This is a genomic window from Flavobacterium sp. 2755 (genome assembly GCF_031455715.1).
GTDB lineage: Bacteria > Bacteroidota > Bacteroidia > Flavobacteriales > Flavobacteriaceae > Flavobacterium.
On the sequence record NZ_JAVDTG010000005.1, the window covers coordinates 447836 to 462362 of the forward strand.

Genomic DNA, 14527 nt, shown 5'->3' on the forward strand with positions numbered 1-14527 from the left:
GTCAGGCTGAGCGAAGTCGAAGCCCCTCGTGCGTGATAAGCCCTTCAACTTCGCTCAGGGTTACACTATGTTACAAAAATGACTGAATCGCTAATTCGTAACTTTTTAATCCAAATCCTAAAATAACACCTTTTGCGTTTCCAGACAAATACGACTGATGTCTGAAACTTTCGCGGGCATAAGTATTAGAAATATGTACTTCGATAACTGGAGTTGTAACTGCTTTCATAGCATCGCCTAAACCTATAGAAGTATGAGTATAAGCACCGGCATTTAGAATAATTCCGTCAAATGAAAAACCAACATCCTGAATTTTTCCAATTAATTCCCCTTCAATATTACTTTGATAATAAGAAAGTTCAATGTTTGGAAATTTTTGTTTCAACGTTTCAAAATAATCTTCAAAAGTCTGACTTCCGTAAACTTCCGGTTCACGTTTTCCTAAAAGATTCAAATTGGGTCCGTTGATAATGCAGATTTTCATATTTAAAATTATTTATTGAAATATTGATATTGCTATTGCAATTGAATTGTGTAAAAATAAAAAAACCGATCTAATTAATAGACCGGTTTTTATTAAAGTATGTGATATATTTTTAGAACATGAATCCAGCTGAAATCTGGAATACAGAGTTTTTAACATCGGCATCTTTAGAAGCCTCTGTTAAGCCTAACCCGTAACGTCCTTGTAAAAAGAAGTTTTCAGTAAGTTTTACTCCTAACCCTGCATTTACTCCAAATTCAAAAGTTTCTCCGTTTTTAACATCAAAATCATTTTTTTCGCTTACCAAAAAAGAAGCTTGTGGACCAACTTCTAAGCTAAATGTGTTATTCAAATAAAATTTAGCCATTACCGGAATAGATATATATCCTAGTTCGTTTTTAATATCTTCACTTACTTCGCTAAATTTATATGATGCACCTGTAGTTGAATATAAAAGTTCTGGTTGGATCGAAAATTTGTCTAGTAATTTTAATTCAGCAACTAAACCAGCATGGTAACTAGTGATCCCTTCTTTATCAATTTGATCTGGAAAATCTCCAGTTTGATTTGCAAAGTTAACCCCTGCTTTAACCCCAATTTTTAATAATTGTGCCTGAATCGTAGCCGTTGTTGCGATGAACAATACAGCTGCTAAAAGTATTTTCTTCATAAAAAATGTTTTTAGTTTGGTATTTAAATGTTATTCTTTTTATTCAAAACTACATTATTTTGAATTTATTGTTTTATATCGATGTTCAGATAATTATTAAAATTCACACTTTTTTAAGATTTTTAATATGCTAAATTAATGATTTTTGTTTTAAAATACTGAAAACCAGATCAATATTTGTAGTTTCTTTCTGTCTTATTTTGATACTTTTCTTTCTTTTAGGGGTTATATTTTATTAAGTATAATCTTAGTTTTGAATTGTAATTAAAAAAATAAAACATGAAAAAAGTTATTTTAGCTGCTATTGCAGTATTAGGATTTGCATCTGCAAATGCACAAACAACAGGTTTCTCTAAAGGTGATGTATTTGTTTCGGGAGCTTTCAATGTAGGTTCTCAAAAAACTGGAGACTTTAAATCAAGTGATTTTACTCTTGTTCCAAGTGCTGGTTATTTTGTGAGTGAAAATATTGCTATTGGGGCGAAATTAGGTTTTAGTACATCAAAAGAAGGTGATAATAAAACTAATGACTTTACAGTAGGAGCTTTCGGTAGATACTATTTTACTCCAGCTTCTCAATTTTCAGTTTATGGTCAGGCTGGTTTTGACTACATGAACTCAAAAGTAAAACCTGGTGATTTTAAATCAAACACAATTGGTGGAAACATTGGTTTAGGTTTAAGCTACTTCTTGTCTAATCATTTTGCTATTGAAGCTACTTGGGTTGGTTTAGGTTATTATGTTGATAACAATGGTGGTCATGGTGCAGAGAAAACTAATACTTTTGGTTTGGGAACAGATTTAAGAGATGTAAGTTTTGGAGTTGTTTACAAATTCTAAAAGAAAATATTTTTAGTTAGTTTTTTTAAAAGCTTCCTCATTTTTGAGGGAGCTTTTTTCTTTTCATTTAAAAATAAATTGATATACACTATAAATAGCTTGCCTCCTTATTAGTCTTTTATTTGTTAAATTCCTAATTAATTTTTATGAAGTATAATTTTATATTTGGCAGATAAATTTCAAAAACAAATAAAAATGAAAAAAATTATGTTTACTGTTACCGCAGTAATGGCCTTTGCATTTTCAAATGCTCAAGAAGTTAAATTTGGAGTAAAAGCAGGTGCTAACTTAACTACATTAACAGGAGATATTGAAGAGGCGTCTTCAAAAGTTGGATTCCATGTTGGTGGATTTGCAGAAATTAAACTTTCTGATAAATTTTCTATCCAACCAGAAGTTCTTTATTCAACTCAAGGAGCTAAAGAGAAAGGTGAATTTGAGTTTAATGGAGATGTTTATGACGTTGAAATGAACTATAAATTGGCTTACATTAATGTTCCAGTATTAGCAAAATATTATGTTGCTGAAAAATTTAGCCTTGAAGCTGGACCACAAATTGGTTTTCTTGTAAGCGCAAAAGGTAAAGCAACTGTTCTTGGTAACTCTGAAGAAGATGATATTAAAGATGGTTTTGAATCAATTGATTTTGGAGTTGATTTTGGTGCTGGTTACGATTTTACTGAAAATCTTTCTGTAGGACTTCGTTACAATCTTGGTTTAGCAAACTTGGCTAAAGATGCTGAAGACTATAAAATTAACAATAGTGTATTCTCATTATCTGTTGGATACAAATTCTAATAAATATTCTTTTATTTTAAAAAGAGCTTCCTCATTTTTGAGGGAGCTTTTTTTTTTCAATTAAACCCAAATTCACCTTGTGTTAACAATTTGTATGCTTATTACTTTTTTTTTTGTTAAAATCCAAATTAGTTTTTATGAAGAATATTTTTATATTTGATTATTAATTTTAACCAAAACAAATTAAGATGAAGAAAGTTATTTTAACAACAATGGCTATTTTGGCATTTGGTTTTGCCAATGCGCAGAAAACAAGATTTGGAGTAAAAGGTGGTCTTAACGTTTCAACTTTAACTGGAGAATACGAAGATGATACAAAATCTTTGATAGGTTTTCATGTTGGAGGTTTCGCTGAGATAAAAGTTATTGAAAGATTAGCTATTCAGCCAGAGCTTTTATTTTCTGCACAAGGAGCAAGATTTGAAGGTATTGGAAATGATAAATATGATGCTAAATTGAATTATTTGAATATCCCTGTTTTAGCTAAATTTTATATAACAAAACAATTTACAGTTGAAGCTGGTCCACAAATAGGATTTTTATTATCTGCAAAAATAGAGGGAGAAGATGCTAAAGATTTTTACAAATCAGCTGACTTTGGATTTAATTTTGGAGCAGGATATAACTTTACTGATAATTTTTCTGCTGGTATTCGCTATACTGTAGGTTTATCAGGAGTTTATGATAACGATAATGAGGATTTAGAAGATTATATAGATAGCTCTAAAAACAGCAACCTTGCATTGTTTGTAGGTTATAAATTCAATTAGAATTTTTAAAAATACTTAAAAAACCTCCCAGAATGGGAGGTTTTTTTATGCATGAAATTTAATATTAAAATGTTTTAACAACACTTATATTTTGATAAGTAAATTTTTATATTTGGCTAAATTATTTTTAACCAAAAACAAAAAAATGAAAAAAGTTATCTTATCTGCAATTGCAGTTATGGCATTTGGTATGACAAATGCACAAGACGTAAAATTTGGTCTTAAAGGAGGTTTAAATGCTTCTAATTTTTCTGGTGATACAGAAGGATTAGATTTTAAATCTCGATTCGGGTTTAATGTTGGAGGATTTGCAGAAATTAAATTTTCTGAAAAATTTGCCATACAGCCCGAAGTTTTATATTCTACTCAAGGTGCAAAAGTTGATAACTTTGGTCTGGAAATTGATGGATTAGGCTTTTTTACAGGAGATGCTTCCTTTAACTTCGCTTATATAAATGTTCCTGTTATGTTTAAATATTTTGCAGCAGAAAAGTTTTCACTAGAGGCTGGTCCACAAATTGGCTTTTTAGTTTCTGCAGAACTTAAGACTAAAGTAGACGGTTACGGAAGTAGTACACAAGATATTAAAGATAACTTTGAATCAATTGATTTTGGATTGAATTTAGGAGCTGGATATGATTTTACAGAAAATTTCTTTGTTGGTGCAAGATATAATTTAGGATTAGCAAATATTGCTAAAACTGAAGAGGGAGATGATTCAAAACTTCACAACGGAGTTTTCTCATTATCTGCTGGATATAAATTCTAATTTGAATTTTTAAAATACTTAGAAACCTTCCCGAAACGGAAGGTTTTTTTATGCCCAAAAATGTTTTACTTTGTAAATATGAAATGGAACAATTATATAAAAGACTATCAATCGTATCTGCGAATAGAAAGAGGTTTGTCTAAAAATACAATTGAAAACTATAGCTTTGATATTGAGCGATTATGTCTTTTTTTAGAAACCAATCAAATTGATGTTTCGCCTATAAAAATTACGGATGAAACCATTCAGCAGTTTATATATTCGGTTTCAAAAGAAGTAAATCCACGTTCGCAGGCGAGGATTATTTCTGGTTTGAAAAGTTTTTTTAATTATTTGGTTTTTGAAGATTATCGAAATGACAGTCCGCTAGAATTAATCGAAAGCCCCAAAACCGGACGAAAACTTCCCGATACATTATCCATAAAAGATATTGATGCACTTATCGCAGCCATTGATTTAAGCAGTAATGAAGGAGAACGAAATCGTGCTATATTGGAAACATTATATGGCTGCGGACTTCGGGTTTCTGAATTGGTTTCGCTTAAAATTTCAGATTTATTTTTTGACGAAGGTTTTATAAAAATTACCGGAAAAGGGAATAAGGAACGTTTTGTGCCCATTGGAAAATTAACTAAAAAATACATTGAAATCTATCAGGACGAGATTAGAGTCCATCTCAATATTAAAAAAGGCTGTGAAGATACTTTATTTCTAAACCGCAGAGGAAACCAGTTAACACGTGCCATGATTTTTACCATTATAAAAGATTTGGCGGTAAAAATTGGTTTAAACAAAAATATAAGCCCGCATACTTTGCGTCATTCTTTTGCGACACATTTATTGGAAAATGGTGCCGATTTAAGATCTATTCAATTAATGCTGGGACATGAATCTATTACAACAACAGAAATTTATGTGCACTTGGACAGAAGTTTCCTGACAGAAGTAATGCATTCGTATCATCCGCGGAAGTAATTTTTTGGAAAGAGTCTGGTTTTTTTACATCAAAAGTTATAACTTGGTATCACATTTGTATTCAAGGGAAGTAAATTAAAAGGATTTTGAGGATTTTTTTAACAAATCCAATACGATATTATTTACTTAAATAGCGACATATGATTTTTGACTTGTACAGTAATGAAGACTGCATGGAAGTAAATAATTTTTACAGAAAATTATTTGCCGAAATGCCAGATTTGCTTTTTCAATTTGTTATAGATACTAATAATCATTATACTTTTCCTCTAGTCAGTAAAGCAGTTGATGAAATTTTTGAACTTTCATTTAAAGAATTTACAGACGATATTAAGCACATTATTTACGAACGGGTTTTTGAACAGGATAGAGAAAAATTTTTTCAGTCCCTGCTAAAAGCGCGTAAAGAAATTGTGCCTTGGGAATTAGAATTCAGATCTGTTTTACCCAAAAAGGGATTGCGCTGGTTTCGGGTTTCTGCAAAAACAGAACTATCTTCTGATGGAAAAGTTAGTTTTTTTGGACACATATCTGATATTACCGATTTAAAAGACAAAGAAGAAAGACTCCGTATTTCTGAAGAACGTTTCCAGTTTGCGCTTGATGCATCAACCGTAGGAATTTGGGATTGGGATATGGTAACTAATAATGTTTTTTATTCTTCGCTCTCCTTAAAAATTTTAGAATTAGAATCGGCGGATATTTTTGATGATCCGGAACGCTGGGATAAAATCGTGCACCCAGATGATCTTCCAAAATACTATTCAGACATTAAAGAACATTTTGATAATAAAATTCCGTATTACGAAAATTACCATCGTGTAATGACTTCAAGCGGTAATTATAAATGGATTTTGGATAGAGGTAAAGTAATCAAACGTGATGAAAATGGTAAGCCATTGCGTGTTATTGGAACCCACACCGATATTTCTCTGCAAAAAGAAAAAGAACTGGAGCTTTTAAAAACAATGAAATTGTACAGCGACCAAAATAGTAGGCTGTTAAACTTTTCGCATATTGTTTCGCACAACTTAAATACGCAGGCAGGAAATATAAAATCGATTTTGGATTTTATTGATGAAGATGGAGATAAAGGAACTGTTGGCGAAATGCTGGAACATCTTCGTACGGTTTCAAATGATTTAAATGAGACAATTTCTAACTTAACGCAAATTGTAAAAACACAGAGCAATATTAATATTGCGGTTGAACCATTAAAACTTTGTGAATATATCGAGAAAACTGTTGCGACTATAAAAGGGTATGATAAACAAAAAAAAGTTACGATTGTAAATAATGTTCCGCAATACTTGACTATTAATTTTAATCCGGCTTATCTTGAAAGTGTCTTGCTTAATTTCACTACAAATGCAATTAAGTATGCACATCCGGATCGGGATCCGCTTATTGTGTTTGATTTTGGAATTGAACCAGAAGGTTATAAATCTTTAAAAATTACAGATAACGGTTTAGGAATCGATTTAAAGGTCTATGGAGAATTATTATTCGGGATGTATAAAACGTTTCATAAACATGAAGAAGCGCGCGGAATTGGTTTATATATTACCAGAAACCAAATAGAAGCGATGAAAGGAACGGTTTCTGTAGAAAGTGAAGTTGGAGTAGGAACGAGCTTTAAAATCGTTTTTAACGATCTCTAAATAATAAAAAAGGCTGTCATTTGACAGCCTTTTTTATTTTATATAATTAAAAGAGAATTATTTAGCAATGTTAACTGCTCTTGTTTCTCTAATTACAGTAACTTTTACCTGACCTGGATAAGTCATCTCAGTTTGGATTTTTTGTGAAATTTCAAATGATAAATTTGCAGCATTATCATCAGAAACTTTTTCGCTCTCTACAATAACACGTAATTCTCTACCAGCCTGAATTGCATAAGCATTTTTTACACCGCTAAATCCGTAAGCAACATCTTCAAGATCTTTCAAACGTTGAATGTATGAATCTAAAACCTGACGTCTTGCACCTGGTCTTGCACCTGAAATAGCATCACAAACCTGAACGATTGGTGATAATAATGATTTCATTTCAATCTCGTCATGGTGCGCTCCAATAGCGTTGCAAACTTCTTCTTTTTCGCCGTATTTTTCAGCCCACTGCATACCTAATAATGCGTGTGGTAAATCACTTTCTGTATCTGGAACTTTTCCAATATCGTGAAGTAAACCTGCTCTTTTTGCCAGTTTTACATTCAAGCCTAATTCAGCTGCCATGATACCGCAAAGTTTAGAAACCTCTCTTGAGTGTTGTAATAAGTTTTGTCCGTAAGAAGAACGGTATTTCATTCTACCTACAACTTTAATTAATTCAGGATGTAAACCGTGAATTCCTAAATCGATCACAGTACGTTTTCCAACTTCGATAATTTCATCATCGATTTGTTTAGCCGTTTTAGCAACAACTTCTTCAATTCTTGCAGGGTGAATACGTCCGTCAGTCACTAATTTGTGTAAAGACAAACGGGCAATTTCTCTACGAACCGGATCAAAACAAGAAAGGATAATAGCTTCCGGCGTATCATCAACAATGATTTCAACTCCCGTTGCAGCTTCAAGCGCTCTAATGTTACGACCTTCACGACCAATAATTCTTCCTTTTACATCGTCAGATTCAATGTTGAATACAGAAACACAGTTCTCAACTGCTTCTTCCGTTCCAACTCTTTGAATAGTGTTGATGATGATTTTTTTAGCTTCTTGCTGCGCTGTAAGTTTAGCCTCTTCAATAGTTTCCTGAATATGAGACATAGCTTTGCTTTTAGCTTCGGCTTTTAAACCTTCAACCAATTGCTCTTTTGCTTCTTCTGCAGAAAGCCCAGAAATTACTTCAAGCTGTTGCAATTGACTTTTGTGTAGTTTGTCAACTTCAGCTTGTTTTTTATCTAAAACTTCAATTTTATTATTGTATTCTTCTGTTTTAGCTTCAAAATCGTCGTTTACTTTTTTAGCTTTAGAAAGTTCATTAGAAACCTGAGATTCTTTATCACGTACGCGTTTTTCTACTTCGGCTACTTTTTTATCGCGTGCCAGAATAACTTGTTCGTGTTCAGATTTTAATTCGATAAAACGCTCCTTTGCCTGAAGGATTTTATCTTTTTTTATGTTTTCAGCTTCTAAATTAGCATCTTTTAAAATAGAAGCTGCTTCTTTTTTAGCATTTTTGATGAGGTTTGAAATATTACTTTTCTCGATGATTTTAGCTATTGCAAAGCCTGCCGCAATACCTACAACACCTGAAATAATGATCGTTATGATGTCCATGTTTGTTAGGGTTTATATATAAAAAAAGCCTACATTAATTGCTTGTATAAACTCGTAAAGACAAGTTTTGAGCTAACTCACTGTTCAAGTTTCCCGGTCAAAGCTGGGCATACTATAGTAGCGACGATTTGCTCATTCTAAATTGTTAGTGTTGAGTTTACCAATTGTGAACTAATGTAGGCAGTATCTTAGTTTATGTAAAGAACGTTTAATTTTCGAGATATTGATCTAAAAGCGAATTTAATCTTTTAATTCGTTCAATGGTTTCTTCGCCATCGATTGCGTTATCAATTTGTTTTTGTTCCACCTGCGATGCAAATTGCAGTGCGCACATGGCTAATACATCTTGTTTATCGCGAACTGCGTAACTTTCTTCGAATTGCTTGATCATAGCATCAATTTTTTTTGAGGCGCTTCTAAGACCTTCTTCCTGAGCGGGTTCAACCGTTAATGGGTAAACGCGGTCGGCAATTGATATTTTAATTCTAAGCTTTCCGTCCATGTTTCTAATCTGATAATTGCGCTATACAGTAATCAATTTCGCGAATTAATGAATTTATTTTAAGCTTTGTCTCTCTCTTGTTATTGTCGCTGCCAAGCAACGAATTGGCTATCTTAAGTGTTTCATATTGCTTTTTCAAAGCTTCCATTTCTTCAGATTGTTTCTGGATAATTTGCACCGCTTTGTCTAATTCTAATCGTAATTCCTGATTATTTTTTTCCAGGCCTTTTGATTTTTCAAAAAGCTTCTCGACTTTATATTCAAGAGTATCAATTATTTCGGCAATTACACTCATTATAAATCCTATTCATTACTTAATCATACAAAGTTAGTATTCCTTTTTATTAATGCAATTTTTTCTCGATTTTTTTGCATTAAAAATAGACAAATAAATGAATTTCAATCAATTGTGTTTTTGTAAGTTTTTCTTCGGTTTTTACCTGTTAATTTTTTACCTTAGCAAAAATGTTACCTATGAAATTTTCAATACTTGCCCTTTTCTTTTGCCCTTTTCTATTCGCCCAGACACAATATCCTAAAGATTACTTTCGTCCGCCGCTGGACATTCCTATGCAGCTTTCGGGGAATTTTGGCGAGTTAAGGCCCAATCATTTTCATGCGGGTTTTGACTTAAAAACGAATCAAAAAGAAGGATTAAATGTGTATGCGATTGCTGACGGCTATGTGTCAAGGATTAAAATTTCGACTTTTGGAAATGGAAAATGTATTTACATCACGCATCCAAATGGATATACTTCTGTTTACGGACATTTGCAGACAACCCTTGGCCCAATTCAGGATTATGTAAAAAAAACGCACTACAAAGAAAAGGCTTATGAAATTGAAATGTTATTGAAACCAGATGAACTTCCGGTTACAAAAGGACAATTAATTGCGCTTTCAGGAAATACTGGTTCATCTGAAGGGCCGCACCTTCATTTTGAAATTCGTGATACCAAAACGGAGTTTGTCATTAATCCAATATTCTTTGGCTTTGACCAAAATATTAAAGATACCAAGAAGCCGACCTTGTCGAGTTTATACGTTTATCCGTTAGATAATGCAACAGTTAACCAGTCAAAACAGCCATTGCTTGTAAACATGACGCTTCAAAAAGACGGAACTTATCTTGCTTCGAAAGTAAAGACAAACGGAAAAATTGGTTTTGGAATTAATGCCTCAGATACTGATGATGTTTCTTTTAATAAAAATGGGGTTTTTAATGTTTCAGCATTTTTAAACGGAAACCAGAATTATAATTATCAATTCAATACCTATTCTTTTGATGAAATGCGTTATATCAACGCTTTTATCGATTATCCGCGATATAAAAAGACAAGCCAGCGCGTACAGAAACTTTTTATGAAAACGCCTTTTGCATTAAGTATTATCAAAACAGATTCGCTGAGAGGGATAATTTCTGCAGTACCAAATCTGACTTCGAATTACAGAATTGAAGTTTCAGATTATTTCGGAAATTCAAATTCAATTTCGGTGCCAATTGAATATGATTTGGAAACTCCGCTTGTTCCAGCAGAACCTGTAACATCAAAATATTTTATTCGTTACAATAAAGACTCCAATTTTGAGAAAGATAATATGTCAGTTTTCTTTCCTGCCGGAACTTTTTACGAAGATTTTAATTTAAATTTTGATGTAAAAAACAACAAGATTTATATTCATGATGATACCGTTCCGGTGCATTCTAATTTTACAATTACTATAAAAGATACCGTTTATCCGGAATCTTTAAAGGATAAACTTTATATAGGAAAAGGTACAAGCTATAACGGAACTCTTAGAAAAGGTGATGTTTTTACTGCCAAAGCCAAAATATTAGGAACGTATGGTTTGGTTCTCGATACCATTGCTCCGGTTATAAAAATCACAAAACCTGTTGAAGGAAAATGGATCAGCGATCAGAAAAAAATTGAGTTTACCATTAGTGATTCTTTGTCTGGAATAAAGTCGTATAACGGTTATTTAAACGGAAGCTGGGTTTTATTTGAATATGAAAATAAAAATAGAAAAATTACACATACTTTTGATGATCAGTATTTGACAGAAGGAGAAAACTTTTTAAAAATGGAAGTAGTTGATAATGTAGGAAATTCTACTATCTTTGAAACTCATTTTTTTAGAAGTCAACAAAAATAAAACCCAAATCTTTGAATAAAAACAGGTTAATATTCGCTTTACTTTTCTTGTGCTTTACTTGTATTTCATTTGCTCAAAATGCTCATGTAAAAGGTATTATTTTAGATAATGAAAATCATCCTGTTTCGAATGTCAATATAACTTCGGGGAAAAACAACACACAATCTGATGCGAATGGTTTTTTTGAAATTGATGTAATTTCGAATAAAAAAGCTTCTATCATTTTTACACACATTTCGTTAAAAATGATCAGTCTTACGGTTACTTTAAAACCAGATGAAGTTTTTGTTTTTAATCCTGTCATGAATAATTCTCAGGAACAAATGGGAGAAGTTTTTGTTTCTTCGAGAAATAAAAAACGGGTTCAGGGAATTACAACTATAGAAACTGCCACAATAAAAAAGATTCCGGGAGCAAATGCAGGTATCGAAAATATTCTAAAAACACTTCCCGGCGTAAATTCAAATAATGAACTAAGTACACAATATGCCGTTAGAGGTGGAAATTATGACGAAAATTTAGTTTATGTAAATGAAGTCGAAGTTTACCGTCCGTTTTTAATTCGTTCAGGTCAGCAGGAAGGATTGAGTTTTACCAATACAGATTTGGTTCAAAACGTTGATTTCTCAGCCGGAGGTTTTCAGGCAAAATTTGGAGATAAATTATCATCTGTTTTAGATATTACATACAGAAAACCAACACAGTTTGGTGCTTCGTTTGAGGCAAGTTTTTTGGGGGGAAGCGCTTCTGTAGATTTAGTTTCGAAAAATAAAAAATGGTCGGCTGTGACCGGAGTTCGTTATCGAAATAATAGTTTATTGGTAAACAGCCAAGATACGCAGACGAACTACACACCAACTTTTGCCGATATTCAAACCAATATAAATTATGATATTTCTGAAAAATGGCAGATTAGCTTTTTAGGAAATATTTCGCAGAATAAATATTTATATCAGCCCTTAACCCGCGAAACGAAATTTGGAACAATTGATCAGCCAATGGCTTTGGCGGTTTATTATGAAGGTCAGGAAAAAGATCAATACGATACTTATTTTGGAGCTTTTAAAACAACGTATAAAGTTTCGCCTTCGTTGACTTTAAAATTTATCGGTTCGTTATTTCATACTACAGAAAAAGAACATTTTGATATTTTAGCCCAATATCGTTTAGGAAATGTGAATGCAGAAAACCCGAAAGATGCATCAACAATTGATTTCACACGCGGAATTGGTTCGCAGTTGAATCACGCCCGAAATGATTTAGATGCGTTAATTGCCAATATGGAAATTAAAGGTTCTAAAGAATGGCAGGAAAGTCAGCTTGAATTTGGGTTAAAATATACACGAGAATCTATTCGTGACAGAGTTGTAGAGTGGGAGATGATCGATTCTGCGGGGTTTTCTATCAATCCGCCGTTGGTGATTCTGCCAGAAAACAATCAGCCGTATTCGCCTTATACAGGTCCGCTTTTGCCTTATCAGGATATTCGTGCTACAAATTTTAATACAATCAATAGATTTTCCGGTTATGCACAATGGAACAAACAGTCTGAACTGGGTTCAAGCCAGATTTGGTATCATATTGGAGCACGTTTTCAAAGCTGGAATGTTACTGGAGCTATAGAAGAAGGGAAAAATCAGTTTGTAGTAAGTCCGCGCGCGCAGTTCGCCATAAAACCGGATTGGGATCGTGATATGGTTTTCAGGATTTCGGGAGGATTATATCATCAACCGCCATTTTATAGAGAACTTCGTGATCTGGACGGAGTTGTAAATCCAAATGTAAAAGCGCAAGAAGCAGTTCATGTTGTGTTAGGAAATGATTATAATTTCAAAATGTGGAATCGCCCTTTTAAATGGGTGACGGAACTTTATTATAAATCCCTTTCGGATGTAAATGTGTATTCCATCGACAATGTCCGCATTCGATATGTTGCTAATAACAATGCTAAAGCTTATGCTCAAGGTTTAGATTTTAGATTAAACGGAGAATTTGTTCCGGGAACAGAATCGTGGGTAAGTTTTGGATATTTGAAAACAGAAGAAAATTACGAAAACAAAGGTTACATTGCTCGTCCGACAGATCAGCGTTTAAAATTTGCGATGTTGTTTCAGGATTACATGCCGAATATTCCAAGTGTAAAAGTTTATCTTAATGTAGTTTACAATACAGGTTTGCCAGGCGGCGCGCCGGCATATTCTGATCCGTATTTGTACCAAAACAGATTAAATGATTATAGAAGGGCTGATATTGGTTTTGCTAAAGTTTTTGTAGACAGCAGTACGCAGGGTTCAAAAACAAGCTGGTTGAAAAACTTCAAAGAATTAGCTGTTGGATTGGAAATTTTCAATCTTTTCAATAATCAAAATGCAATTACAAATACCTGGGTTCGCGATGTATATTCTAAAAACCAGTACGCGATTCCAAATTATATGACTTCGAGAGTTTTTAATATAAAACTGAATGCGAGATTGTAGCTTTTGAATTTGTCCAGTAAAATTCAATAAAAACCAAAATTACAATCAAAAATAGTATATTTGATAATTGAATATAATTTGTCGATGAAAAAGTACTTTAAATATATAGCCTTAGCAATTGTTGGAACATTAATTAGCTGTCGTGAAGAAGTTAAAAAGCCAAAAGTAAGTTACGATGTGTCAAATAAAGTAAGTGTTACAAAAACAGATTCAACTCAGATTGAAGTTGCTGATCTGCCTATTCAAATGGAAGGAACAGATTATTTAATTCATCCGGTTGGGGATTTAAGAGTTTTTGAAAAAGGCTCAAAAGCACGTTATGGATCTTCAAGTGTAAATGATGTAAGTTTTACAATTTCTAACTTAGGGGAATATGAAATTACAGGATATTTACAAAACCTTAAATTTCAAAAAACAGATTCAGATTCGATTCATGCTTTATCAGATAAACCTGTTTTGATTTTAACGGCAACGTATTTAAAAACGGTTGCAGATAAAACTAAAAATAAAGTTATGGTGTACACTTTAACAGATTCTGATACCAACAAAGACGGCAAAATTGACACAAGCGATATCAAAACTTTATATTTAAGTGATATCAGCGGAGAAAACTTTACAAAAGTCTCAGCAGATCTTCAGGAATTGGTTGACTGGAGCTTGATTGAATCGAAAAACCGTTTGTATTTTAGAACTATTGAAGATACTAACCAAAACGGTCAATTCGACAAAAACGATGTTTTACACTATAATTATATCGACTTAGCTTCTAAAAAATGGGAGGTTAAAAGCTATAAACCTATCTAA

Annotated in this window: 14 protein-coding genes; 9 read left to right on the top strand and 5 right to left on the bottom strand. The window is 32.7% G+C overall.

The genetic code is table 11. From position 1 onward, the window contains the following. Positions 1 to 70 precede the first annotated feature (70 nt). A complete protein-coding gene (gene aroQ, locus J2Y38_RS14745; RefSeq protein ID WP_180857410.1) occupies positions 71 to 484 on the bottom strand; it encodes a type II 3-dehydroquinate dehydratase in 414 nt (137 codons plus the stop codon). A gap of 112 nt (positions 485 to 596) precedes the next feature. Then, positions 597 to 1154 carry a porin family protein gene (locus J2Y38_RS14750; RefSeq protein WP_309843903.1) on the bottom strand — a complete coding sequence of 186 codons (558 nt, stop codon included), beginning with the start codon at positions 1152 to 1154 and terminating at the stop codon, positions 597 to 599. A gap of 279 nt (positions 1155 to 1433) precedes the next feature. Here J2Y38_RS14750 and J2Y38_RS14755 point away from each other — a divergent pair, with 279 nt between their 5' ends. The 6 genes from J2Y38_RS14755 (at position 1434) to J2Y38_RS14780 (ending at position 6967) form a co-directional block, all read left to right on the top strand. Then, positions 1434 to 1994, top strand: a complete 561-nt coding sequence (locus tag J2Y38_RS14755) for an outer membrane beta-barrel protein (RefSeq protein ID WP_309843906.1) — start codon at positions 1434 to 1436, stop codon at positions 1992 to 1994. Positions 1995 to 2189: 195 nt separating this feature from the next. After that, on the top strand, positions 2190 to 2792 hold the full coding sequence (locus J2Y38_RS14760) for a porin family protein (protein WP_309843908.1): 603 nt from the start codon (positions 2190 to 2192) through the stop codon (positions 2790 to 2792). A 188-nt stretch (positions 2793 to 2980) separates the two neighbouring features. Next, the gene (locus J2Y38_RS14765; RefSeq protein WP_309843910.1) at positions 2981 to 3562 is read left to right on the top strand and encodes a porin family protein; all 582 of its coding nucleotides are present in this window, start codon (positions 2981 to 2983) and stop codon (positions 3560 to 3562) included. A gap of 145 nt (positions 3563 to 3707) precedes the next feature. Continuing rightward, on the top strand, positions 3708 to 4331 hold the full coding sequence (locus J2Y38_RS14770; protein WP_309843912.1) for a porin family protein: 624 nt from the start codon (positions 3708 to 3710) through the stop codon (positions 4329 to 4331). Between the two features lie 78 nt (positions 4332 to 4409). After that, a complete protein-coding gene (xerD, locus tag J2Y38_RS14775) occupies positions 4410 to 5306 on the top strand; it encodes a site-specific tyrosine recombinase XerD (protein ID WP_053472795.1) in 897 nt (298 codons plus the stop codon). Between the two features lie 140 nt (positions 5307 to 5446). Continuing rightward, complete coding sequence (locus J2Y38_RS14780; RefSeq protein ID WP_309843914.1) at positions 5447 to 6967, top strand: PAS domain-containing protein; 1521 nt, start codon at positions 5447 to 5449, stop codon at positions 6965 to 6967. A 57-nt stretch (positions 6968 to 7024) separates the two neighbouring features. Here J2Y38_RS14780 and rny read toward each other — a convergent pair whose 3' ends face one another. The 3 genes from rny to J2Y38_RS14795 all read right to left on the bottom strand — a co-directional run bounded on the left by rny (position 7025) and on the right by J2Y38_RS14795 (position 9384). Further along, positions 7025 to 8587 carry a ribonuclease Y gene (gene rny / locus J2Y38_RS14785; RefSeq protein ID WP_309843916.1) on the bottom strand — a complete coding sequence of 521 codons (1563 nt, stop codon included), beginning with the start codon at positions 8585 to 8587 and terminating at the stop codon, positions 7025 to 7027. Between the two features lie 208 nt (positions 8588 to 8795). Beyond that, positions 8796 to 9089 (bottom strand): cell division protein ZapA, encoded by a 294-nt coding sequence (locus tag J2Y38_RS14790; RefSeq protein WP_012022231.1) that lies wholly within the window; start codon positions 9087 to 9089, stop codon positions 8796 to 8798. A gap of 4 nt (positions 9090 to 9093) precedes the next feature. Further along, positions 9094 to 9384, bottom strand: coding sequence for a hypothetical protein (locus tag J2Y38_RS14795; RefSeq protein ID WP_053472792.1), 291 nt, complete (start codon positions 9382 to 9384; stop codon positions 9094 to 9096). A 179-nt stretch (positions 9385 to 9563) separates the two neighbouring features. On the opposite strand from J2Y38_RS14795, the gene J2Y38_RS14800 reads away from it, so the two are divergent. From J2Y38_RS14800 to J2Y38_RS14810, 3 genes are all read left to right on the top strand, one after another. After that, positions 9564 to 11246, top strand: a complete 1683-nt coding sequence (locus tag J2Y38_RS14800) for a M23 family metallopeptidase (RefSeq protein WP_309843917.1) — start codon at positions 9564 to 9566, stop codon at positions 11244 to 11246. A gap of 11 nt (positions 11247 to 11257) precedes the next feature. Continuing rightward, positions 11258 to 13723, top strand: a complete 2466-nt coding sequence (locus J2Y38_RS14805; protein WP_309843920.1) for a carboxypeptidase-like regulatory domain-containing protein — start codon at positions 11258 to 11260, stop codon at positions 13721 to 13723. 84 nt (positions 13724 to 13807) lie between these two features. Then, positions 13808 to 14527, top strand: coding sequence for a hypothetical protein (locus J2Y38_RS14810; protein WP_309843921.1), 720 nt, complete (start codon positions 13808 to 13810; stop codon positions 14525 to 14527).

Coding starts and splice junctions, on each gene's coding strand:
- aroQ (WP_180857410.1), bottom strand. CDS start 484: ATGAAAATCTGCATTATCAACGGACCCAATTTGAATCTTTTAGGAAAA.
- J2Y38_RS14750 (WP_309843903.1), bottom strand. CDS start 1,154: ATGAAGAAAATACTTTTAGCAGCTGTATTGTTCATCGCAACAACGGCT.
- J2Y38_RS14755 (WP_309843906.1), top strand. CDS start 1,434: ATGAAAAAAGTTATTTTAGCTGCTATTGCAGTATTAGGATTTGCATCT.
- J2Y38_RS14760 (WP_309843908.1), top strand. CDS start 2,190: ATGAAAAAAATTATGTTTACTGTTACCGCAGTAATGGCCTTTGCATTT.
- J2Y38_RS14765 (WP_309843910.1), top strand. CDS start 2,981: ATGAAGAAAGTTATTTTAACAACAATGGCTATTTTGGCATTTGGTTTT.
- J2Y38_RS14770 (WP_309843912.1), top strand. CDS start 3,708: ATGAAAAAAGTTATCTTATCTGCAATTGCAGTTATGGCATTTGGTATG.
- xerD (WP_053472795.1), top strand. CDS start 4,410: ATGAAATGGAACAATTATATAAAAGACTATCAATCGTATCTGCGAATA.
- J2Y38_RS14780 (WP_309843914.1), top strand. CDS start 5,447: ATGATTTTTGACTTGTACAGTAATGAAGACTGCATGGAAGTAAATAAT.
- rny (WP_309843916.1), bottom strand. CDS start 8,587: ATGGACATCATAACGATCATTATTTCAGGTGTTGTAGGTATTGCGGCA.
- J2Y38_RS14790 (WP_012022231.1), bottom strand. CDS start 9,089: ATGGACGGAAAGCTTAGAATTAAAATATCAATTGCCGACCGCGTTTAC.
- J2Y38_RS14795 (WP_053472792.1), bottom strand. CDS start 9,384: ATGAGTGTAATTGCCGAAATAATTGATACTCTTGAATATAAAGTCGAG.
- J2Y38_RS14800 (WP_309843917.1), top strand. CDS start 9,564: ATGAAATTTTCAATACTTGCCCTTTTCTTTTGCCCTTTTCTATTCGCC.
- J2Y38_RS14810 (WP_309843921.1), top strand. CDS start 13,808: ATGAAAAAGTACTTTAAATATATAGCCTTAGCAATTGTTGGAACATTA.